The organism is Dickeya ananatis, from assembly GCF_019464615.1.
GTDB lineage: Bacteria > Pseudomonadota > Gammaproteobacteria > Enterobacterales > Enterobacteriaceae > Dickeya > Dickeya oryzae.
In genome coordinates, this window is record NZ_CP040816.1 from 4,757,590 (window position 1) to 4,779,199 (window position 21,610).

General features: G+C 55.6%; 18 protein-coding genes and 1 riboswitch. Of the genes, 7 read left to right on the forward strand and 11 right to left on the reverse strand.

Going from position 1 to position 21,610, the window contains the following annotated elements:
* Nucleotides 1-66 precede the first annotated feature (66 nt).
* The gene (locus FGI04_RS21315; RefSeq protein ID WP_342698472.1) at nt 67-1,521 is read right to left on the reverse strand and encodes a DASS family sodium-coupled anion symporter; all 1,455 of its coding nucleotides are present in this window, start codon (nt 1,519-1,521) and stop codon (nt 67-69) included.
* Between the two features lie 293 nt (nt 1,522-1,814).
* Between FGI04_RS21315 and FGI04_RS21320 the strand changes: the two genes are divergently transcribed.
* Complete coding sequence (locus FGI04_RS21320) at nt 1,815-3,461, forward strand: Na/Pi cotransporter family protein (RefSeq protein ID WP_342698473.1); 1,647 nt, start codon at nt 1,815-1,817, stop codon at nt 3,459-3,461.
* A gap of 82 nt (nt 3,462-3,543) precedes the next feature.
* Here FGI04_RS21320 and lysC read toward each other — a convergent pair whose 3' ends face one another.
* Complete coding sequence (gene lysC, locus FGI04_RS21325; protein ID WP_342698474.1) at nt 3,544-4,908, reverse strand: lysine-sensitive aspartokinase 3; 1,365 nt, start codon at nt 4,906-4,908, stop codon at nt 3,544-3,546.
* Between the two features lie 117 nt (nt 4,909-5,025).
* Nucleotides 5,026-5,223, reverse strand: a riboswitch (Lysine riboswitch).
* 191 nt (nt 5,224-5,414) lie between these two features.
* On the opposite strand from lysC, the gene pgi reads away from it, so the two are divergent.
* Together pgi and FGI04_RS21335 are read left to right on the forward strand one after the other, a co-directional pair.
* Nucleotides 5,415-7,064: a glucose-6-phosphate isomerase gene (pgi, locus tag FGI04_RS21330; protein ID WP_407340026.1), complete on the forward strand. Its 1,650-nt coding sequence runs from the start codon at nt 5,415-5,417 to the stop codon at nt 7,062-7,064.
* A 259-nt stretch (nt 7,065-7,323) separates the two neighbouring features.
* A complete protein-coding gene (locus tag FGI04_RS21335) occupies nt 7,324-7,668 on the forward strand; it encodes a DUF4156 domain-containing protein (RefSeq protein WP_012886313.1) in 345 nt (114 codons plus the stop codon).
* Nucleotides 7,669-7,719: 51 nt separating this feature from the next.
* Here the strand turns inward: FGI04_RS21335 and epmB are convergent, their stop codons facing one another.
* Nucleotides 7,720-8,757, reverse strand: a complete 1,038-nt coding sequence (gene epmB / locus FGI04_RS21340; RefSeq protein WP_342698476.1) for an EF-P beta-lysylation protein EpmB — start codon at nt 8,755-8,757, stop codon at nt 7,720-7,722.
* Between the two features lie 39 nt (nt 8,758-8,796).
* Between epmB and efp the strand changes: the two genes are divergently transcribed.
* On the forward strand, nt 8,797-9,363 hold the full coding sequence (gene efp, locus FGI04_RS21345) for an elongation factor P (protein WP_016940766.1): 567 nt from the start codon (nt 8,797-8,799) through the stop codon (nt 9,361-9,363).
* Nucleotides 9,364-9,523: 160 nt separating this feature from the next.
* The gene (locus FGI04_RS21350; RefSeq protein ID WP_012886310.1) at nt 9,524-9,877 is read left to right on the forward strand and encodes a DMT family protein; all 354 of its coding nucleotides are present in this window, start codon (nt 9,524-9,526) and stop codon (nt 9,875-9,877) included.
* A gap of 139 nt (nt 9,878-10,016) precedes the next feature.
* Here the strand turns inward: FGI04_RS21350 and blc are convergent, their stop codons facing one another.
* The 5 genes from blc to frdA all read right to left on the reverse strand — a co-directional run bounded on the left by blc (nt 10,017) and on the right by frdA (nt 13,975).
* Nucleotides 10,017-10,556, reverse strand: a complete 540-nt coding sequence (gene blc / locus FGI04_RS21355) for an outer membrane lipoprotein Blc (protein ID WP_407337211.1) — start codon at nt 10,554-10,556, stop codon at nt 10,017-10,019.
* A gap of 113 nt (nt 10,557-10,669) precedes the next feature.
* Complete coding sequence (gene frdD, locus FGI04_RS21360; protein ID WP_012886308.1) at nt 10,670-11,026, reverse strand: fumarate reductase subunit FrdD; 357 nt, start codon at nt 11,024-11,026, stop codon at nt 10,670-10,672.
* 14 nt (nt 11,027-11,040) lie between these two features.
* Nucleotides 11,041-11,436, reverse strand: a complete 396-nt coding sequence (frdC, locus tag FGI04_RS21365) for a fumarate reductase subunit FrdC (RefSeq protein WP_342698477.1) — start codon at nt 11,434-11,436, stop codon at nt 11,041-11,043.
* Nucleotides 11,437-11,448: 12 nt separating this feature from the next.
* Nucleotides 11,449-12,186 (reverse strand): succinate dehydrogenase/fumarate reductase iron-sulfur subunit, encoded by a 738-nt coding sequence (locus tag FGI04_RS21370; protein ID WP_168366550.1) that lies wholly within the window; start codon nt 12,184-12,186, stop codon nt 11,449-11,451.
* Complete coding sequence (frdA, locus tag FGI04_RS21375) at nt 12,179-13,975, reverse strand: fumarate reductase (quinol) flavoprotein subunit (RefSeq protein ID WP_016940762.1); 1,797 nt, start codon at nt 13,973-13,975, stop codon at nt 12,179-12,181. Before frdA ends, FGI04_RS21370 begins: the two co-directional genes overlap by 8 nt.
* 406 nt (nt 13,976-14,381) lie before the next feature.
* Here frdA and epmA point away from each other — a divergent pair, with 406 nt between their 5' ends.
* Nucleotides 14,382-15,359 (forward strand): elongation factor P--(R)-beta-lysine ligase, encoded by a 978-nt coding sequence (epmA, locus tag FGI04_RS21380; protein WP_012886304.1) that lies wholly within the window; start codon nt 14,382-14,384, stop codon nt 15,357-15,359.
* A 117-nt stretch (nt 15,360-15,476) separates the two neighbouring features.
* On the opposite strand, the gene mscM is transcribed toward epmA, so the two are convergent.
* The 3 genes from mscM to rsgA all read right to left on the reverse strand — a co-directional run bounded on the left by mscM (nt 15,477) and on the right by rsgA (nt 20,875).
* Nucleotides 15,477-18,803, reverse strand: a complete 3,327-nt coding sequence (gene mscM / locus FGI04_RS21385) for a miniconductance mechanosensitive channel MscM (protein ID WP_407337212.1) — start codon at nt 18,801-18,803, stop codon at nt 15,477-15,479.
* A gap of 28 nt (nt 18,804-18,831) precedes the next feature.
* The gene (asd, locus tag FGI04_RS21390; protein WP_023640849.1) at nt 18,832-19,755 is read right to left on the reverse strand and encodes an archaetidylserine decarboxylase; all 924 of its coding nucleotides are present in this window, start codon (nt 19,753-19,755) and stop codon (nt 18,832-18,834) included.
* A gap of 70 nt (nt 19,756-19,825) precedes the next feature.
* Complete coding sequence (gene rsgA / locus FGI04_RS21395; RefSeq protein ID WP_342698481.1) at nt 19,826-20,875, reverse strand: small ribosomal subunit biogenesis GTPase RsgA; 1,050 nt, start codon at nt 20,873-20,875, stop codon at nt 19,826-19,828.
* A 146-nt stretch (nt 20,876-21,021) separates the two neighbouring features.
* Here rsgA and orn point away from each other — a divergent pair, with 146 nt between their 5' ends.
* Nucleotides 21,022-21,564 carry an oligoribonuclease gene (orn, locus tag FGI04_RS21400; RefSeq protein ID WP_019843278.1) on the forward strand — a complete coding sequence of 181 codons (543 nt, stop codon included), beginning with the start codon at nt 21,022-21,024 and terminating at the stop codon, nt 21,562-21,564.
* The last annotated feature ends 46 nt before the right edge of the window (nt 21,565-21,610 follow it).

The following is a 21,610-nucleotide window of genomic DNA, read 5'->3' on the forward strand; positions in this document are numbered from 1 at the left end:
GTAGGGTTGATAAGAAAAAACAGGCCGGGGTAACCCGGCCTGTGCTTTTTTTGATGTCTGATAGGATTAGTAAAGGCCGATGGTTTTCCACCACAACAGGCCAACAGTCATGAATATCGCCTGATTAATCAGGCTGATGATAAAGCCGGTGCGCCACCAGACGGCGGTGGGAACGTAACCTGCGCCGAACAGAATCGGGCCACGGGCGTGGGTGTATTGGGTCAGCGAACAGTACAGGCTGCTGGTGAACGCCAGCATCAGGGCCATCGGTGCCGCTGGGATGTGCAGATTAATGCCGACGCCAAGAAACACCGCGTACAGTGCCGCAATTTGAGCGTTGCCGCTGGCGAAAAAGTAGTGAGTGTAGAAATAGGCGGCATTGAGCAACAACAACACCAGTACCCAACTGGTGCCCTGCATCAGATGACCGATATTATTGCCGATCAGATCGCCAAACCAGTTAGTGAAACCGAGTTTCTTCAACTGGTTAGCCATCATGAGCAACGCGGCGAACCAAATCAGCGTATCCCACGCGCCTTTTTCGCTCTTGATGTCTTCCCAATTGAGTACGCCAGTCAGCAGTAAAAAGGACAGGCCGACAAAGGAGGCGGTGGTGGCGTCCACTCCCAGCATGTCGCCGAAAATCCACAAGACCAGCAGGATCACCACGGTGACGGCCATCAGCCATTCGCCGCGCGACATGCGCCCCATTTTTTGCAGTTCGGTAATTGCCAGTTTCGGTGCGTCCGGCGTGTGTCGAATTTCCGGTTTCGCCAGCACATACACACACAGTGGCACCAGTAACAGCGAAATCACACAGGGCACCACCGCGGCGACAAACCAACTGCCCCAGGTGATAGTGACACCGGCGTTGGCTGCCAGTTTCACCGCCAGCAGGTTGCCGGTGTACCCGGTCATGAACAAGGCGGCGGTGACATCATTCACGTTGCCGATACAGGTAATCAGAAAGGTGCCGATCTTACTGCGGGAGGCGTCTTCCGGTTTGGAGTCGAAGCTGCGAGCTAACGAGTCGGCAATCGGGTAAATGACCCCGCCGCAGCGTGCGGTGTTACTGGGCATGGCGGGGGACAGCACCAGATCGGCGAAGGCTAATCCATAAGCCAGCCCTAGCGTGCGTTTTCCCAACAGGCGGATCATTTGCAAGGCGATACGGCGACCCAGGCCTGTTTTGATAAAACCGCGGGCGATCATGAACGCCACCACGATCAACCAGATAAGCGAACTGTTGAGATCGCTCAATGCGGTTTGAATCGAGGCGCTGGCATTGGTGTCGCCAGCGGCATACGTCAGGGCGAACAAGGTAATGCTGATGAGGCCAATAGCGCCAATAGGCAAGACATTCGCCACGATGCTGATGATAGTAGCAACAAACAGTACGGCGGAGTGCCAGGCGGCGGGTTTCAGTCCGGTAGGTGGCGTCAGTTGCCAGAAGAAGGCGCTCACAATCACAATAATGAGCAATGCCAGCCAGTTCAGGCCATATGCGGTTTTAGTCTTCATCCATATTTCCTTTGCTCAGGGCTGAAACGTTACCGTCGCCGGTATTGACTGCAACGGCTGATGAAAAAAGCATAACGCCAGAAATAGGCGGCGTGGTGGAAAAACACCTTGTTTTTGATTTAGACCGTGTTTTTAAAAAATTACGTGTATTTACCCCCGTTGGCTCACGTAAGAATAGATAAGATATCAGTAAGATGGCAGCCTAAAGAACGGATACAGGCAGGAGGCGCCTGGTTTAGGGAGGGAATACCTGTGTTAATCACCGCGGTTTTAACTAAAGGAGGCCAGGTTCTGTGCTGACGTTGTTGAACTTGTTGTCTGCCATCGCGTTGTTGGTGTGGGGGACGCATATTGTTCGTACCGGAATTATGCGGGTGTACGGCGCACGTTTGCGTCGCACCATCAGCGATAGCGTGAGCCGTAAGCCACTGGCGTTTCTCGCAGGGATAGGTGTGACGGCACTGGTACAGAGCAGTAACGCGACCGCGCTGCTGACCATCTCTTTTGTCTCACAGGGGCTGATCGCACTGGCTCCGGCGCTGGTCATCATTCTGGGGGCCGATGTCGGTACTGCCTTGATGGTCCGAGTGCTGACGTTTGATCTGTCCTGGTTGTCACCCCTGCTGATTTTCCTCGGCGTGGTGTTTTTTCTCAGCCGGAAACAGACCCGCGCCGGTCAATTGGGCCGCGTTGCTATCGGGCTGGGATTGATTCTGCTCGCGCTGGAGCTGATTGTGCAGTCGGCGACGCCGATTACCCAGACCGCAGGTGTTCAGGTGTTGTTTTCATCGCTGACCGGCGATGTGATGCTGGATGCGCTGGTCGGGGCGGTGTTTGCCGTGGTGAGTTATTCCAGTCTGGCGGCGGTATTGCTGACGGCGACATTGACTGCCAGCCATATGATTTCTCTTGAGGCAGCGTTGTGTCTGGTGATCGGCGCCAATCTGGGCAGCGGCATTGTGGCGCTGGCGAATGCCAGCACGCAGGGGGCTGCAGCGAGACAGGTAGCGCTGGGGAGTATGTTCTTCAAACTGATCGGCTGTCTGCCGGCGTTGCCAGCTATCGGTTATCTGACGGACCTGATGGAAGCGCTGGCATTACCGGATGCAGAGCGGGTGATTTATTTCCATCTGTTTTACAACCTGGTGCGCTGTCTGCTGCTGTTGCCGTTTGCCGGGCGTATGGCGGAGTTGTGCAGTAATCTGGTGCGGGTTGAACCGGATCTCGACCCACGACTGCGCCCCCGTCATCTGGATGTCAGTGCGCTGGATACCCCGACGCTGGCGCTGGCTAACGCCGCGCGGGAAACACTGCGTATTGGCGATGTGATTGAACAGATGTTGAAGATGTTTCAGGACGCACTGCAGGGCAACCGCCCGCCGGTGCGCGAGATCCGTAAGCTGGATGATGATGTGGACGTGCTCTACAACGCCATCAAGCTCTATCTGGCGCAGATTGAAAAAGCCGGCCTGCATAAGCGTGATTCCCAACGCTGGGCGGAAGTGATCGAAATGGCGCTCAGTCTGGAACAGGCTGGCGATATCATCGAACGGGTGGTTTGCGATTTAGACGCCCGCGCGCCTGACGGGTTGCGCGGGTTCTCAACGGCAGGTCAGGATGAGCTGAACACGCTTTATGAGCAACTGATGAACAACCTGCGTCTGGGGATGTCGGTATTCCTGTCGTCGGATGTGACCAGCGCCAGACGCCTGCGCCGCGCCAAACACCGTTTCCGTATTCTGAATCGGCGTTATTCCCATGCGCATGTTGACAGGCTGCATCAGCAAAATGTGCAAAGTCTGGAAACCAGTTCGCTGCATCTTGGGTTACTGGGCGATATGAACCGACTGAATTCACTGTTCTGCGCGGTGGCCTATAACGTGTTGATGATGACGGAAGATGAGGATGACGAGCGGGAAGAGTCCTCTGCGTCGGCGTAACCCGGTGATAGCCGTTCAGTGAAGGTAAAAAAAACCGAAATCCTATGGATTTCGGTTTTTTTGTTGCGGCAGTACGGAAGGCTTATTCGAACAGGTTGTGGTGCAGTGTCTGTACCACCTGCTCGGCATCGCTGGACGGCACCAGGAAGCACAGGTTATGGCTGCTGGCACCATAGCAGATAAGGCGAATATTGAACGGCTCCAGTACACCGAACACTTCTTTGCCGACACCGCAGGCTTGCGACAGTTTGTTACCGATCAGCGCTACCAGTGACATGTTCTCTTCCACTTCCACCCGGCACAGCGAGGAGAGTTCAGTCAAAAGCGCACTGGACAGCAGGCTGTCGCCGGTGGAGGTTGAGCCGGTTGTATCCAGCGTCAGCGCGACATTGACCTCAGACGTGGTGATCAAATCCACCGAGATGTTGTGGCGAGCCAGAATGCTGAACACTTCCGCCAGAAAGCCGCGTGCGTGCAGCATGTTGAGGCTGTGCAGGGTTAGTAGCGTCTGCTTGCGGCGCAAGGCCAGCGCACGGAACAACGGTGGGTTTTCGGTGTTGTTGCACACCAGCGTGCCACCCGCTGCCGGGTCTTTGCTGGAGCCGACAAATACCGGAATATCGCTGCGCACGGCAGGCAACAGCGTCGCCGGGTGCAGCACTTTGGCACCGAAGGTCGCCATTTCGGCGGCTTCTTCAAAGGTAATCTGGTCGATGCGGTGGGCAGAGGGCACCACGCGCGGGTCGGTAGTATAGATACCGGGTACGTCAGTCCAGATATCGATGCGGCTAACGTTTAACGCTTCGCCCAGCAAGGCGGCGGTGTAATCGCTGCCGCCGCGGCCCAGTGTGGTTGTGCGGCCTTTGGCTTCGCTGCCGATAAAGCCCTGGGTAATGACCAGACCTTGTGCCAGACGCGGTGCCAACTGGCTGCGGGTCAACTCGCCGAGCGTGTCGCAGTCTGGTTCGGCGCGGCCGAAGCGGTCATTGGTGCGCATGATTTTACGCACGTCGAACCATTCTGCGGCGACGCTACGCTCACGCAGGATTTCCACAAACAGCAGGGTGGACATCAGTTCGCCGTGGCTGACCAGCTCGTCGGTCAGGGCGTTGGAGGTAGCCAGCGACGCCGCTTCCGACAGGCGGGCTACGTTTTCCAGCATACGTTCAATTTCTTCGCGGATAACGGCAGGCTGGTTGAGGCGGTTGATAATGGCGTATTGGATCTGGCGTAGTTTTTCCAGTTGCGCCGCACGTTCATCCGGCGGCAAACCTTCAGCCAGTGCAACCAGCAGGTTGGTGACGCCGGCAGAGGCAGACAGCACCACCACGCGTACCTGAGCGTCAGACAGCACGATGTCGGCGCTGCGGTTCATGGCGTCGAAATCTGCGACGCTGGTGCCACCGAATTTAGCGATAATCAGTGAGTTGTTCGTATTAACAGACATTCAAAAAACCTCGTGTCAGGGGCGTCATCGTCGTTATCGACAACAGCATTCCATCGTTAAGCCTTGGCACAAGGGAAGAGCGGTAAGCAGGGGGCAGGCGTAGGAACTGGCTACGGCACACCCAGAAGCGCTCCACCTTGCTGATCGTTTCGCGTTGCGAAGCGATGCGGGTGACAACCCAGGGGATTCAGCCCCTGCAGTCGACAGCGTAAACACCGTAGGTTACGTCCGTCTCGGCGCTGCTCCCCCTCTGATATCGTCATCGGATACGGTTCCTCCGATACCTTGCCTGGGCGGCGCTCCTCTTCTGGCTTGCGCAACACGTGCGCAAGTAGTCTTTTACAAATAGCGGGTAACGCGTCGGCTGTCAATCAACATTGGATGGGGGCGGGGCATTTCGCAAGAAAAGGGCTTCCCAGCACGGCGTTAAGGGATACAATCGGGGTAAAAGCGGGTGGGTTTTCCCGCCTGTCGACCGATTTGTTCTCAAACCGAAGAGTAGTGTGATGAAAAATATCAACCCGACGCAGACTGCCGCCTGGCAGGCATTGCAGCAGCATTTTGCCGCGATGAAAGAGGTTCAGATTAGCGATCTTTTTGCCCAGGATCCTGATCGCTTCTCGCATTTTTCCGCCACATTCGGCGATTTGATGCTGGTGGATTATTCCAAAAACCGCATCACCGCTGAAACGTTGGAAAAACTGCAGGCGCTGGCGCGTGAAACCGATCTGTCCACGGCCATTAAATCCATGTTCTCCGGCGAGAAGATCAACCGTACTGAAGATCGTGCCGTGTTGCATGTCGCGTTGCGCAACCGCAGCAATACGCCGATCGTGGTTGATGGCAAGGATGTGATGCCGGAAGTGAACGCCGTGCTGCAAAAGATGAAGCAGTTCAGCGAGCGCGTCATTGGCGGGGAATGGAAAGGGTATACCGGTAAGGCGATTACCGATGTGGTGAACATCGGTATCGGTGGGTCCGACCTGGGGCCGTTCATGGTGACAGAGGCGCTGCGCCCTTACAAAAATCACCTGACCATGCACTTTGTTTCCAACGTTGACGGCACCCACATTGCTGAAGTGCTCAAACGCGTCAACCCGGAAACCACCCTGTTCCTGGTGGCCTCCAAGACCTTTACCACCCAGGAAACCATGACCAACGCCCACAGCGCGCGTGACTGGTTCCTCAAGGCTGCCGGTGATGAAAAACATGTCGCCAAGCACTTTGCCGCGCTGTCTACCAACGCGAAAGCAGTTGGCGAATTCGGCATTGATACCGACAACATGTTTGAGTTCTGGGACTGGGTCGGTGGTCGCTACTCGCTGTGGTCCGCTATTGGTCTGTCGATTGTCCTGTCCGTCGGCTTCGATAACTTCGAGCAATTGCTGAGTGGCGCACATGCCATGGACCAGCATTTCGCCACCACCCCGGCTGAGAAAAACCTGCCGGTACTGCTGGCGTTGATCGGCATCTGGTACAACAACTTTTTTGGCGCGGAAACTGAAGCGATTCTGCCGTACGATCAGTACATGCATCGTTTCGCGGCTTACTTCCAACAGGGCAACATGGAATCCAACGGTAAGTACGTTGACCGCAACGGCAATGCTGTAGATTACCAGACTGGTCCTATCATTTGGGGCGAGCCGGGTACCAATGGTCAGCATGCGTTCTACCAGTTGATTCATCAGGGGACCAAGCTGGTGCCGTGTGATTTCATTGCACCGGCGACTACCCACAACCCGTTGAGCGACCACCACAGCAAGTTGCTGTCGAACTTCTTCGCGCAGACTGAGGCGCTGGCGTTCGGTAAATCCCGCGAGGTGGTGGAAGCTGAGTTCGCCGCTGCGGGCAAGTCCGCTGCTGATGTGGCGCACGTGGCACCGTTCAAGGTGTTCGAAGGCAACCGCCCGACCAACTCCATCCTGTTGCGAGAAATCACACCGTACAGCCTAGGGGTGTTGATCGCGCTTTACGAGCACAAGATCTTCACGCAGGGCGCTATCCTGAACATCTTCACCTTCGATCAGTGGGGCGTGGAGCTGGGCAAACAGCTGGCTAACCGCATTCTGCCGGAATTGCAGGATGACAGTGCCGTCAGTAGTCACGACAGCTCCACCAACGGGCTTATCAACCGCTTCAAACAGTGGCGTGCGTAATGACCGCGGCGCAGCCGCGTCTTGAGCGCTGCGCTATAACAGCCATGTCATGATGATGAGTCATAAAACAGGCCCCGATTTCGGGGCCTGTGAGTTTGTAGGGGACGTGATCGCCGTCATGGTGACAGAAATAGTTGCTCCATGAACAATGACTGCCATGCTGATGGTGGTAACATGGGATTGTTTCGGCATAAGTTTTCGGTTGTCGGGTCGGGTTAGCCCGGCTTCGGCCAGTGTATCGATCATCACGGAGAGAAGCATGCGGACTCGAATACTGATGGGATTGGCTGCCATCACGCTGTTGGCAGGGTGCAGTACGAATAACGATCTCAGTGCTGCCGGTCAGGCGGTACGTTTTACTGACACCAAACCGGCAGCGCAATGCCAGTTATTGGGTAGCGTTACTGGCACACAGTCTAACTGGTTGTCGGGCAGTGGTAATGAAGGCAGCTCCATGCGTGGTGCGGCGAACGATCTGCGCAATAAGGCGGCGGCCATGGGCGGTAACGTAATTTATGGCGTGAGCACGCCGAGTCAGACGTTCCTGTCCAGCTTCGCGCCGCTGGACAGCAAAATGCAAGGCCAGGTTTATAAGTGCCCTTGATATTCAAGACCGTCAGCGCCATGGGTAAATACCCATGGCGCTGACAGCGTTTCAGCTCTGATTTTCCTGGCGCATACCAATATCCAGCAGTGTTTTGCTGGCCTCACCGCCGATTTCCCGCGTCAGGCTCGGCACCAAATAGCCTGAAACCTGCGTCATCAGCCCCCGAACCAACGTACGAGCTTCATCATCCGGTACCAGAAAGTGCGCGGCACCTTGAACCTTATCCAGCACATGCAGGTAGTAGGGCAAAATACCGGCGTCAAATAAGGCGTTGCTGAGTGCCACCAGCGCGTCAACGCGATTGTTAATACCACGTAGCAAGACACTTTGGTTGAGCAATGTCACCCCGGCACGACGCAGACGCGCCATGCTGTCGGTGAGATCCGCGTCGATTTCATTGGCGTGGTTGATGTGGGTGACCAGCACCACCTGCAGCGGGGATTGCGACAACCGCTGGCAAAGCTCCGCCGTGATACGTGCGGGGATCACCACCGGCAGGCGGGTATGGATGCGTAAGCGCTTGAGATGCGGAATCTGTTCCAGTTCGGTTAGCAACCAGTCCAGCTCGTGATCCTTGGCCATCAACGGGTCGCCGCCGGAGAAGATGATTTCGTCCAACTGCGGGTGCTGGCGGATATAATCCAGCGCCTGACGCCAGTTAGCTTTGTTGCCCTGATTATCCTGATAAGGGAAATGGCGGCGGAAACAATATCGACAGTTGACAGCGCATCCACCTTTCACCAGCAGCAGAGCACGGTTGTGGTATTTATGCAGTAACCCCGGAACGACACTCTGCTGTTCGTCCAGTGGGTCCTGGCTAAAGCCCGGCGCGACAATAAACTCGTCCTGGGCGGTCAGTACCTGTAGCAACAGTGGGTCGTGGGCGTCGCCGGGGCGCATGCGAGCGGCAAAGGCACGCGGTACCCGCAACGGAAATAGCGTGCGAGCTTCGCGTCCGGCGGTCAGTTGCGGATGCTTATCCAGTGCCAGAAGTCTCAGCAATTCATCGGGATCGGTAATAACGTCGGCGAGTTGCTGCAACCAATCTTCTCGGGAGGGTATATTTAGGGTTACAATGTGTGCCATTTTTTTGGCTAAGTACCAGTATCAATGTAGAGGGCCATTATGGCGACTTATTTTAGCAACGATTTCCGTTCCGGTCTTAAAATCATGTTCGAGGGCGAGCCGTATGCTATCGAATCCAGTGAGTTTGTGAAGCCGGGTAAAGGCCAGGCTTTTGCTCGTGTCAAAATGCGTCGCCTGTTGACGGGCTCCCGCGTTGAGAAAACCTTCAAGTCTACTGACTCGGCAGAAGGCGCTGACGTAATGGATACCAACATGAACTACCTGTATAACGACGGGGAGTTCTTCCATTTCATGCACCCTGAAACCTTTGAACAGCATCAGGTTGAAGCGAAAACCGTGGGTGATTCTGCCAAGTGGTTGCAGGACAACGCTGAATGTATCGTTACCCTGTGGGATGGTCGTCCGATCGCCGTTCAGCCGCCGAACTTTATCGAAGCTGAAATCACCGATACCGATCCGGGCCTGAAAGGGGATACCGCAGGTACAGGTGGCAAACCGGCAACGCTGTCTACCGGTGCTGTGGTGAAAGTACCGTTGTTCGTACAGATCGGCGAAGTTATCAAGGTTGACACCCGTTCTGGCGAATACGTTTCCCGCGTGAAGTAAGCCTTCCTGGCGCGTAAACTGCCCATCGGGCGGTTTACGCGTTGCCATTCCTCTGATTCCCGTCTGAAAAACTCTTTCACACAACCAGAACGTTCCCTGATGGTATTTTATCCCGGCTAACGTAATAATGCCGCGTCTTGGTTAAGGAGAGAGCAGAGCTATGTCCCCACTTATTATCACGGTATTCATGCTGACCCTCAGCAATGTATTTATGACCTTTGCCTGGTACGGGCACCTTCGCTATTTTAGTGGACGGACCTGGATGGTGGCCGCGCTGGTCAGCTGGGGGATTGCACTGTTTGAATATTTGTTGCAGGTGCCTGCGAACCGTATTGGCTATCAGGTCGCCTCCGCTGGGCAACTGAAAATCTTGCAGGAAGTGATCAGTCTGTCGGTGTTTATTCCTTTCTCGATAGTGATTCTCAAAGAACCCTTCCGTACCGACTATATTTGGGCCGGGCTGTGCCTGTTGGGCGCGGTATTCTTTATGTTCCGCGATAAAATTATGGGCTGATCGGCCGTCACGTTATTCGATAAAACAGCCGGTATAACAACCGGCTGAAAATACGCCAATGAGCGGCGTTATCATGATGTGAAATAATCATATCAAAACGATGTTTTATTTATTTTCTCTTTCTGTTGGTTCCCGCTGTTTATTTCCCCGTACTGGCTTTCGTGTTTACCCAAATTAATTTATCTGTCTGAAAGCCATTACGCTGCGCGCTTGCCAGCAGTGCTTGCTTTACAAGCGGGGAAATCTCGGGGGTACGGGAGAGAATCCACAGATACTCGCGATTTGGCCCGCAAACCAGTGCATAACGGTAGTCGCTGTCCAGCGCTATCACATTGTAGCCGCCATAGAATGCTCCGAAGAAAGACACTTTCAGCGCAGCACGTTGTGGCGAGCCGGTGAAGTACCCCTTGCCGATACTTTCGCGCCAGACGCGTTTCACCGGGTCGAAACCACGGTTAACCACGGTGATACCGCCATCGTCCCGTGGGCTGTAGGTCGCGGTAACCTGCTCCAGACCACGCTCGAAACGGTTATCCAACCGGGCGATTTCATACCAGGTTCCCATATAACGGGCAGGTTCGAAATTATCCACGACCTGAACACCCTGCGGTGGTGTGGTGCTGCAGGCTGTCGTGAATAAGGTGATCAATGAGGTCAGCAATACGCGCCAACTTTTCATTTGCGGCTTCCTGTGTTGGTTTATCTCGGGGTTAAAGGTAGGAAGCGGAATGCAAAGATGCAATAAAAAAGGCCCGCGTAGTGCGGGCCGTGACGTATAACCATGAGGCGCTGTTACAGCGTTGCGACACCAATGATGGTGACGACGGAGAGGATTGCCGCCAGACCGTAGAACACCCATTTACCGGCCGGAACATGAATCTTCAGGTCATGCATGGCGTGATGGATACGGTGCAGACCGCACCACAGCGGCAGTACAATCATCAGCAGCAGAAATGCACGGCCAATCAGGCTGTGGCTGAACGCGGCGATACGATCGTAGGTCAGCGCCTGTGGGAACAGGCCAAGCGGCAACAAAATCCCGATAAGCAGGATGATAACCGGCGCGAACATCGCGCTCCACATGCCGCCTGCGCCGAACAGGCCCCAGAACGGTGGTTCGTCGGAACGTTTGGGTTGTTGATTACTCACGAGATTCCTCCTGTTCAGAACAGCAAGGCGATGGCCAGCACCGCCAGCGTGATGACCACAGTGGCCGCCCACAGTCCTTTAACGATCGGCTCCGGCCCCATTTTTTCATCTTTCACGATGATGATGGAGGCCTTCGGTGCCAGATCAAACCAGGTCTTGGTGTGCAATACCGCCGCCAGCAGGGCGACAATGTTGAGTAGCAGCACCAGCGGGTTTTGCAGGAAGCCGATAAACTGGCTCCAGCCTTCCGGACCGGCTTTGAGCGAAAACACGCCATGTAGCAGGACGATGCTGAACCAGACCGCAGGCACCGCAGTACCTTCGCGCAGCATATAGAAACGGTAGAAACCGAGCTTCTGCCACCAGGTGGGCGTCATGCCACGGACATACGCTTTACGTTTGGTGATCATTTGTTGCCTCCCTTATTGTGGTCTCAGCATGGCGATCATGAAGTCTTTGGCGCTTTCCACTTTGCTTTGCTGGATAGCAGCCGCCGGATCGACGTGCTTCGGACACACTTCAGAGCAGTAACCGACGAAGGTACAGGACCAGACGCCGTTGTCGCTGTTCAGTTGCGGCATACGCTCTTTCTTACCGTGGTCGCGATTGTCCAGATTGTAACGGTGTGCCAGCGTAATCGCGGCAGGACCGATGAACTCCGGATTCAGGCCGAACTGAGGACAGGCGGCGTAGCACAGCCCGCAGTTGATGCAACCGGAGAACTGATGGTATTTCGCCATCTGTGCCGGTGTCTGTGTGTTCGGGCCCTGCTCCGGTGTGCGGTTGTTGCCGATGATATAAGGCTTGATAGCTTCCAGACTTTCGATGAAGTGGGTCATATCCACCACCAGATCGCGTTCAATCGGGAAGTTGCCCAGCGCTTCAACCTTCATGCCGCTGCTGGCATAGTCACGCAGGAAGGTTTTACAGGCCAGTTTCGGCACGTTATTGACCATCATGCCGCAAGAGCCGCAAATCGCCATACGGCAGGACCAGCGGTAAGACAGGTCCGGTGCCAGGTTGTCCTTGATGTAGCCGAGCGCATCCAGCAGCGAGGTTTCGCGGGTATACGGCACGTCGTAGGTAGCGAAGTGCGGGGCGTTATCCTGCTCTGGGTTATAGCGCATGACTTCCATTTTCAGGGTTTTCATATCAGCCATTCGCTTGCTCCTTCTTGTTTTTCTCCTGAGCTTCTGCTTCGGCACCGTAAACGCGTTTTGCCGGCGGCAGCTTGGTGATTTTCACATCGCTGTATTCCAGACGTGGTGCGCCTTCCGGGTTGTAGAACGCCAGCGTGTGCTTCAGGAAATTGACGTCATCACGCTCGGTGCAGCCTTCATCCAGACGCTGGTGTGCACCACGTGATTCTTTACGGTTGATGGCGGAATGCGCCATACACTCGGCGACGTCCAGGCTGTGACCCAGTTCGATGGTGTAGAGCAGATCGGTGTTGAACACGCTGGAACGGTCGGTGATTTTCACGCGTTTGAAGCGTTCTTTCAGCTCGGCCATCTTGTCGACGGTTTTCTGCATCAGCTCGGTGGTACGGTAAATACCGCAGCCTTCTTCCATCGACATACCCATTTCGTCGCGGATTTTAGACCAGCTTTCGGTACCTTCCTGCTTGAGCAACGCGTGCAGGCGCTGTTCCACGTCTTTCGCCTGAGCATCCAGTGCGCTGGCGTTGGCCGGTGCTGCTGACTGCGAACGTTCTACGGCTTTTTCACCGGCTACGCGGCCGAACACCACCAGTTCTGCCAGTGAGTTGGAGCCAAGGCGGTTAGCGCCGTGCAAACCAACGGATGAACATTCGCCAACGGCGAACAAGCCCTGAATGCGGGTTTCACACTGCTGGTCGGTTTCGATGCCGCCCATGGTGTAATGCGCAGTAGGACGAATCGGAATCGGCTCTTTCACTGGGTCGACACCGACGTAGGCTTTTGCCAGTTCGCAAATAAACGGCAGACGTTCTTTCAGTTTCTTCTCGCCCAGATGACGCAGGTCGAGGTAGACCACATCGCCCAGCGGGGTCGATACGGTGCGTCCGGCGCGCCATTCGTGCCAGAAGGCTTGCGATACTTTATCGCGCGGCCCCAGTTCCATGTATTTGTTTTTCGGCTCGCCCAGCGGCGTTTCCGGCCCGAGGCCGTAGTCTTGCAGATAGCGGTAGCCGTCTTTGTTGACCATGATGCCGCCTTCGCCACGGCAGCCTTCGGTCATCAGAATACCGGAACCCGGCAGACCGGTAGGGTGGTACTGAACGAATTCCATATCACGCAATGGAACGCCGTGACGGAACGCCATCCCCATACCGTCACCGGTGACGATGCCGCCGTTGGTGTTGTAGCGATAGACGCGACCCGCACCGCCTGTTGCCATCACGATGGCGTTGGCTCGAATCTGAATCAGCGACCCTTCCATCATATTGATGGCAACGACCCCACGGGCATGTCCGTCATCCACCAGGATGTCCAGAACGAAATGCTCGTCGAAACGCTGAATCTGTGGGTATTTCAGAGAGGTCTGGAACAAGGTGTGCAGCATGTGGAAACCGGTTTTATCCGCAGCAAACCAGGTCCGTTCGATCTTCATCCCGCCGAAACGACGTACGTTAACCGAACCATCCGGTTTACGGCTCCACGGGCAACCCCACTGCTCAAGCTGGGTCATTTCGCGCGGGCAATTCTGCACGAAGTGGTCCACCACGTCCTGTTCACATAACCAGTCTCCCCCTGCCACGGTGTCGTGGAAATGGAAGTCGAAGCTATCATGATCCTGTGTGACCGCCGCCGAACCACCTTCTGCCGCCACAGTGTGGCTACGCATTGGGTAGACTTTGGAAATCAGCGCAATCTTGAGTTGGGGATTTGCTTGCGCCGCAGCAATCGCGGCCCGTAAACCTGCTCCCCCGGCCCCGATAATGGCCAAATCGGCATTAAAGGTTTGCACTGCATGCCTCCAGTTACTTAAGTTAAATAAATTAAATTAAGAAAATAATATGCAATCCAACGTCGTCACTTATTTTCCGTTTTAATTTCAAGACAGTAAATCGAGTGAAAAATAGCTGATCTACCTATAAAGAGAGATTCAATCACTCTTTTTTTGTATGGAAATGATTATAGCGATTTGAAGATGTCTGAAATTTGATGTGATCCAGTATTTTGCTGTTTTTTAATATCCGCACGGACATATTCCGGAAAACGTGACGGGAAATGTGATTTATTCATAAATATCACTTTTATTTCTTTAATAATCTCGACAAATCAAATTGAAGAAAGTCTTCCGCTGGATAAATTTGTCTGGTTGGGGGGATACGGGTAGACTGCATCTCCAGTTTGAGTGTGGAGTGGAAATCATGAGCGAAACGGCCAGTTGGCAACCCAGTGCCCCTGTCGCTAATCTGTTGAAGCGGGCGTCGATAATGAAAGAAATCCGGCGTTTCTTCTCAGACCGGGGCGTGCTGGAAGTGGAGACGCCGGCCATGAGCCAGGCGACGGTGACGGATGTGCATCTGTTCCCGTTCCAGACCCACTTTGTCGGCCCCGGTGCTGCTGATGGTATGGCGTTGTATCTGATGACCAGTCCGGAATACCACATGAAGCGCTTGCTGGCGGCAGGAAGTGGACCGATTTACCAATTGTGTCGCAGCTTTCGCAACGAAGAGTCCGGCCGCTATCACAATCCTGAATTCACCATGCTGGAGTGGTATCGCCCCCACTACGATATGTATCGCCTGATGAATGAAATGGATGACCTGCTGCAACAGGTGCTGGAATGTGACAGCGCCGAAATGCTGTCTTACCAGCAGGCGTTCCAGCGTCATCTGGAAGTAGACCCGTTGTCGGCCGATAAAGCACAGCTGCGTGAAGCGGCGGAGAAAATCGGCGTCGGTGATGTGGCGAACCGGGAAGAAGATCGCGATACCCTGTTGCAGTTGCTGTTCGCATTTGGCGTCGAGCCGCAGATTGGCCGTGATAAACCGGCGTTCGTCTACCATTTCCCAGCCACGCAGGCTGCGCTGGCGGAAATCAGCACCGAGGATCACCGCGTGGCGGAGCGGTTTGAGGTGTATTACAAAGGTATCGAGCTGGCCAACGGTTTTTGCGAGCTAACGGACAGTAAAGAGCAGCGTCAACGCTTCGAGCAGGATAACCGCAAGCGCGCCGCGCGTGGTTTGCCGGTACAACCGATTGACGAAAACCTGCTGGCGGCCTTGGCCGCGGGTATCCCGCCGTGTTCCGGCGTGGCGCTGGGCGTCGATCGCCTGGTGATGCTGGCGCTGAACGCCGAGTCTATCGGCGAGGTGATGGCATTTACGGTGGATCGCGCCTGATACCGTTTTCTCTTCTTAAGAATCGAGTTTGACAGAAACCACGGAAGCTATTGCTTACCGTGGTTTTCTTTATTCAGCGCAATAACAGCATTCAGCGAAATGACCACGTAAGCGCCATTACAACCCCCCCGTAGTACGGGTGGCGGTCGCGGCGTTGCGCCCGGCGATTTGTACTGAGTCCATCCGGACATGGAACGGTGGGAACGGCATCACCAGATTGTGCTCGCGGTAGCTTTCCAGAATCAGCTGGTGCAGTTCGTGGCGCAACGGCATACGGTGACCCATCTCGGCGGCGAAAATACGCAGTTCAAAAATTTGGATGCCCTGACGCAGGTCGACCAAAAACACTTCCGGTGGGGGATTATCCAGCACCAGCGAACAGCGTTTCACCGCATCCAGCAGTAGTGTGGTCACTTCCTGCGTGCTGGCATCGGCGGGGGCGGGAATAGTCAGTACCACACGGGTGACCGAGTCAGACAGCGACCAGTTGATGAACTGTTCGGTGATAAAGGCTTTGTTGGGCACGATGATCTCTTTGCGATCCCAGTCGGAGATCGTGGTGGCGCGGGTATTAATGCGCATCACACTGCCGGTCAGATCGCGAATGGTCACGGTATCGCCAATACGGATCGGCTTTTCGAACAGAATGATCAACCCGGAAATAAAGTTGGCGAAGATCTCCTGTAAACCAAAACCCAGCCCTACACCGAGTGCGGCCACCAGCCACTGCAATTTCGACCACTCGATGCCGATCAGTGAGAATCCAGTCAGCCCACCAACCAGCATCATCAGGTACTTGCTGATGGTAATAATGGCGTAGCCGGTACCGGGTGACAGTTCAATATGCTGCAATACCGCCAGCTCCAGCAACGCAGGCAGATTTCGCACCAACTGCGCGGTAATAATAAACACCAGCAGCGCTATCAATACCGAGCCCAGCGTAATCGGTTGTACGCTCTCTACACCTTTCACCGTGCTGGTGACGTCCCACAGGCTGATATTCTCCATAAACGCAAAAGCGGAATGGATTTCCGACCACAGCGCGATGACCGAGACCAGGGCGACCAATGTCAGGATAGACCTTACCAGTTTCAGTGAGCGTGCGCTGATGGCATCCAGATCCACCACCGGTTCTTCCACGGCATCCCCGCTGGCTTCGTGCGACGACAGCGTCGTATTGTCGTCTTCACCCCGGGCGCGTTGCGCCAGCATGTCCGCCCGGCGTTGTCTGGCGCGGTCAAACGCGATGCGGCGGCGTTGAATCAGCATCCAACGGCGGATGATGTGATAAATCACCAGCAGGAAGAACCAGATGGCGACGGAGGTTTCCAGCCGTGCCAGCAACGCCTGCGACGTGGTGAGATAGCCCAGGCAGGATGCCAGTGCGGCAATCAGCGGAATGCAGATCATCAGATTCCACATCGCACGGTTTACCGGGTTTTCACCGGATCCTTCTTTATCCAGATACAACGGGATCCCAGCCCGTTTCAGGCTTGTGGTTACCAGACTGAGCGCCATGCACAGCAGGATAAAGCACAACCGTCCCAGCGTACTGGAAAACTCCCGATCGTTGAGGTTATCGAAGGTGATCAATGCCATCACCAGCGGCACGATAAAGGCGATAGAAAGACGGTAGTAGCGCATGGCGCGCGCCACCTGCTTCGGCGACCAGCCGAAATGCACGATGAACAACCCCTGACGGTGAGAAAACGCGGCACCAATCATCACCACCCACATCAGCGGCACGGTGGCGGTCACACTGTCGCCGATGGCAACGGCGACCGGGTAAGGCCAGGCGTTTTGCAACCCGTAGCCGAGTGCGGCCCACAGCACTGGCAACGGCATCGCTACCATCACCGACCAGAACACGGTACGTAGTGTCAGCATGAAGTAATCAAGCGTCACCTTGCCGACCCGGCTACTGGCACGGTCCAGAAAGGCGTGGTAATGGCGACGTGAGCTGATGCTAAGGCCGACCAGCAGTAACGCGCCCAGCAGCGGCAACAGGGTTCCCTGACTGGTAACCATCATCAGCATGGCGCCACTGAGCTGGGTGAGGGTATCGAGCGATAACAGGCGCGATAGATCGCGTAACAGGTTCAGCGGGTAGGCAAAACCAATCGGGTCGACATCCGCCACCCAGAACAGGTAGCGGTGTGCCGCGTCGCGGATCTCGATCAGGGCATCTTCCAGTTGGTTACTGGCGACCTTTAACTTGGTCAACTCCAGAATCTGCGTGTCGCAACCGGAAATCAGCGACGTGAGCAGATCGCGCTGGGTGCGTTGCTGATCGTTGACGATCTTTTGTTGAGCGGCAGTCAACGGGGTACCGTTATCCTGTCGGGTCGGTTCGCCGGTTGCCGACAGCTTATTGAGCTGGTCTTCATAATGCAGGCGCTGGGCACGCAGTTGCGCCATGTCGCCATCCAGTTGCTGGGGTTTGGGCATTTCCGGCAGCCTGGCGACCTGAGCGCGCAACGTTTCTCCCAGCGCTGGTGAGGAACCGAGCCATTGCGCCTGTTCGCGTAGCGTACTCAGCGCCTGACGCACCTGTAGCGTTTGGGCGGCGGTCTGGCGCTGGCGTGCTGCTATTTGATCCATGCGCTGCGCCTGCTGGTTCAGTGCCATGGAAAGCTCACGGTTGGTTTGCAGCAGGCTGGCGACGGCGGTGGGTAACTGGCCTTCCTGCTCTGCCAGTTGCTCCGTTCTTTCTAATGCCTGCTCCGCCTCACGCTGGCGCAAAGTATTCAGCGTACTGCGCAATAACTGGAGCTGATTATCCAGCCGGTCACGCCGCTTTTTATAGACCTCGGCTTGTAGACGCGAGAGCTCCTGACGGTTACTGGCGGAAAGCTGCGCCAGTTCCAGCTCTTCCAGACGACTTTTACGCAACGCGGCTTCAGCCTGTAACGCGGCCAGTTGCGCCTGACCGAGAGGTGTCGTGGGAGTACCCAGCGCCTGTACGCGTCGTTCGACGTCGCTCAGTGCGCGGTTGGCTTCGGTCTGCTGCTGTGGCAACTGGGCCAGCGAGTCGCTGATTTCACGCTGGTGGTCCTGCTCTTGTTGTAACTGGCGGGTTTGCTCCAGCAACTGACTACTGATCTGGACAATTTGTTGTTCCAGGTCGTTAACCGATGTAGTTTTGGGTGGTGCCGCCGGTTTTGCGTCTTCCGCGTCAGACTGCTGGCGCAGTTCGCGGGTCAGTTTGGGGAAGTCATCAATCGCACGCTGGTACTGGTCGGCCCGTTGGCGGGTCTCCCGGCGCTCATCCAGCAGCCGCAACGCCGATTGCAGTTCTTTGACGATGTCGGCTTGCGCCGGGGCGTTCTTGTTGGTTTCGGCTTGCTGGAGATCCTGTTTCAGTTGCGTTTCGTCAGGCAACTGGGCGGCCAGCGACGTGGTTGATAACAGGCATCCCATCAGGAAAATCAGAATCAGACGCACGGCTGGCCTCCTCAGGTTATTGATGGGGTCAGGGGGTGGTATCGGTCGTGTCGCTGTCGTTGGCCGCACTCATGCGAGCCCGTACACTCTCATCCAATGCCTCGGCCATGGCTTCACCCATACGGGTGACACTCTGGCTGGCCAGTCCCGGCATTAACTCTACACGACCTTTCGCAAACAGGTTAATAACCGTGGAACCGAGTTTGAAACGACCCATTTCGTCGCCTTTTTCCAGAATAACCGCGTCTTCGCCTTCCAGCGGATAGGCCCAGCGTTTGATGATGCCTTCACGCGGCGGCGTAACCACACCCGCCCACACCGTTTCGATACTGCCGACGATGGTCGCGCCTACCAGGATCTGCACCATAGGGCCGAATGGCGTATCGAACAGGCAGATCACTCGCTCGTTGCGGGCAAACAGGTTCGGCACGTTGGCGGCGGTCAGCGGATTAACGGAAAACAGGTCACCCGGCACGTAGATCATGTCGCGCAAAATACCGTCACACGGCATATGCACGCGGTGGTAATCGCGCGGCGAGAGATAAGTCGTGACGAACACACCGTCGCGAAACAGGTCAGCGAGAATAACGTTACCGGCCAACAGCGCTTCCAGCGAATAGTTGTGCTGTTTGGCTTGCAAGACCTGAAGATCGTCAATGGTGCCCAACTGAGAGATAGCGCCATCGGCAGGGAACACTAACCGGTTTGCCAGCGGATCAACCGGACGGATCCCCGGTTTTAGCGGGCGCACAAAAAAGTCGTTGAACGTACGGTAGGATGCGGCCTTGGGTTGCTGCGCTTCCTGCATATTGACCTTGTAGATGCGCGCAAACAGTTCAATCACCAGTCTGGTAAGCAGGCCAGCCTGGCGGTTGGCTCCCCAACCGGCCAGTTGCGTCAGCCAGACCTTCGGGAGCAGATGTTGTAGAGCAATCTTGATTCTGTCCAGCACAGTGAGCCTCGTCGTTTTCTAAGGGTACGCCGTAAAAAGGGGCGCATTGTAGCGGTGGATACGATAAATGTCAGTTATCCGAAGCAGAAAAGGATTTACGCGTTTTTACCTGCGCCATGCTCTCCAGAATGCGGTGGTAGTTATCAAAACGCTCAGCGGCTATCTCACCTCGCTCCAGCGCGGCGCGGATGGCGCAGCCGGGGTCGGTATCGTGTTTGCAGTCACGGAATTTACAGCTGCCCAGATAGTCGCGAAACTCGATAAAACCCTGTGTGACCTGCTCAGGCTCCAGATGCCACAGGCCGAATTCGCGTACACCCGGCGAATCGATAACGTCGCCGCCGTGGGGGAAGTGGTACAACCGCGCGGCGGTGGTGGTGTGCTGGCCAAGCCCTGAAGCATCTGACACATCGTTGACCAGAATTTTGGCGTCATCAGGGTAGAGCAACGCATTGAGCAGGCTCGACTTGCCGACGCCGGACTGCCCGGCAAAGATACTGACACGGCCGGTCAACGCGGCTTCCAGTTCGGCGATGCCTTGTTGGGTGTGGCTGGACAGCATTAGTACCCGGTAGTGCAGGTTGCGATAGATATCCATCACGTCTTCTACGAACTCACGGCCTTCGTCATCCAGCAAGTCGGTTTTGTTGAGCACGATCAACGGCTCGATTTCCAACGTTTCACAGGCCACCAGATAGCGGTCGATAATGTTGAGCGACAGTTCCGGCAATATGGCGGAGACAATCACAATCTGGTCGATATTAGCGGCGATCGGTTTGATACCGTCATAGTAATCCGGCCGGGTCAACACCGACTGACGTGGGTGTACCGCTTCGACAATACCGCTGATGCCGGCCAGCGTTTCATTACCGGCACGCCAGACGACCCGGTCACCGGTGACCAGCGAGGGGATAGTACGGCGGAGATTACAGCGGTGTACCTCGCCATCCGGCGCTTCCACATCGGCATGCATGCCGAAGCGGCTGATAATGATGCCTTCCTGCGGTTCGCCCAATTGGTTGTCATCCCACTCGACCTTGCTGTCGGCATGCTTCAGGCGGCGCTGATGGTTGGCGCTAACCCGCCGTTGCTGACCTTTTGACAGTTTCTTTTTACTCACGCAGTCTCTCTTGGTTCGGCGCTTATCGCCGGTGGCGATGGAAGCGACTATAATACACGCTATTTTATTTTAATTAACCGCCGCCGGGCCTGTCAGCCTGCTGGCGGCGAAACTTTCAATAGCAAGGGCGACACGGGAACGCGACGATGGTAAATGAAAACAACCTGATCTGGATCGATTTGGAAATGACGGGGCTGGATCCTGAACGGGATCGGATCATCGAGATCGCAACACTGGTGACCGACGCTAACCTGAATGTGCTGGCAGAAGGCCCGACGCTGGCGGTGCATCAGCCTGACAGCCAACTGGCGCTGATGGATGACTGGAACGTGCGTACCCATACCGCCAGCGGGTTGGTAGAGAGAGTGAAAGCCAGTCGCGTTGACGAAGACGCGGCGCAGCGGGAAACCATTGCGTTCCTGCAACAGTGGGTACCAGCGGGCAAATCGCCGATTTGCGGCAACAGCATCGGGCAGGATCGTCGTTTCCTGTTCCGCTACATGCCGGAACTGGAAGCCTACTTCCATTACCGCTATCTGGACGTCAGTACGCTCAAGGAACTGGCGCGCCGCTGGAAACCCGAGATTCTGGCGGGCTTTAAAAAGCGCAATACCCACCAGGCACTGGACGATATCCGCGAATCGGTTGCGGAGCTGGCGTACTACCGCGAGCACTTTATTCAGTTGTGACGGTTGGCTGTAGCGGGTATTTTCAGCATGTTGTTGATTTTGTCAG